1 protein-coding gene is annotated in these 848 nt (G+C 65.1%); it reads right to left on the reverse strand.

Translation table 11 applies throughout. The annotated features are described in order from the left end of the window. A partial coding sequence (locus ABD371_RS35715) for an acyltransferase domain-containing protein (protein ID WP_344486943.1) occupies positions 1-848 on the reverse strand: 848 nt, incomplete at both ends.

Below are 848 nucleotides of genomic sequence, written 5' to 3' on the forward strand. Positions count from 1 at the left end.
GGAGAGGGTGGCGTCGGGTCCGAGTTCGAGGAGGTTGTCGATGCCCTGGTCGTTGAGGGTGTGGATGGCGTCGGTGAAGCGGACGGGTCGGCGGACGTGTTCGACCCAGTAGTCCACGGAGCAGATTTCATCGGCTGTTACGGGTTTGCCGGTGACGGTGGAGACGATGGGGATCCGGGGTGCCTGGAAGGTGAGCCCCGAGACGACCTCCCGGAAGTCGTCGAGCATGGGTTCCATGAGGGGTGAGTGGAAGGCGTGGCTGACGGGGAGCCGTTTGAACTTCACCCCCAGTTGTTGTGCGATGTCGAGGGTGTCGGTTTCGGTTCCGGCGATGACGAGGGAGTCGGGTCCGTTGATGGCGGCGATCCCGACGGTTGCTTCCCGTCCTGCGAGGAGCGGGAGGACGGCTTCTTCGGTTGTCTGGACGGCGATCATGGCTCCGCCGGTCGGCAGGTTTTGCATGAGTCGTCCGCGTGCTGATACGAGGGTGCAGGCGTCTTCGAGGGAGAGCACCCCAGCGATGTGTGCGGCGGTGATTTCGCCGATGGAGTGTCCGGTGAGGGCCTCGGGCTTCACTCCCCAGGTTTCGGTGAGGCGGTAGAGGGCGACTTCGAGGGCGAACAGTGCGGGCTGGGTGTTCCCGGTCTCGTCCAGGCCCTCACCCGAGCGGATGGTCTCCCGAAGGCCTTCGTTCAGGTGGGTGAGGACTTCGTCGTAGGCTGCTGCGAAGGCGGGGTAGGTCTCGTAGAGTTCCTGGCCCATGCCGGCTCGTTGTGAGCCCTGGCCGGTGAACATGACGGCGACCCGTCCGGCTCCTGCCGTGCCTTCGACGGTCTGGTCGCCGATGA

It is taken from the genome of Streptomyces amakusaensis (assembly GCF_039532665.1).
Classification (GTDB): domain Bacteria; phylum Actinomycetota; class Actinomycetes; order Streptomycetales; family Streptomycetaceae; genus Streptomyces; species Streptomyces amakusaensis.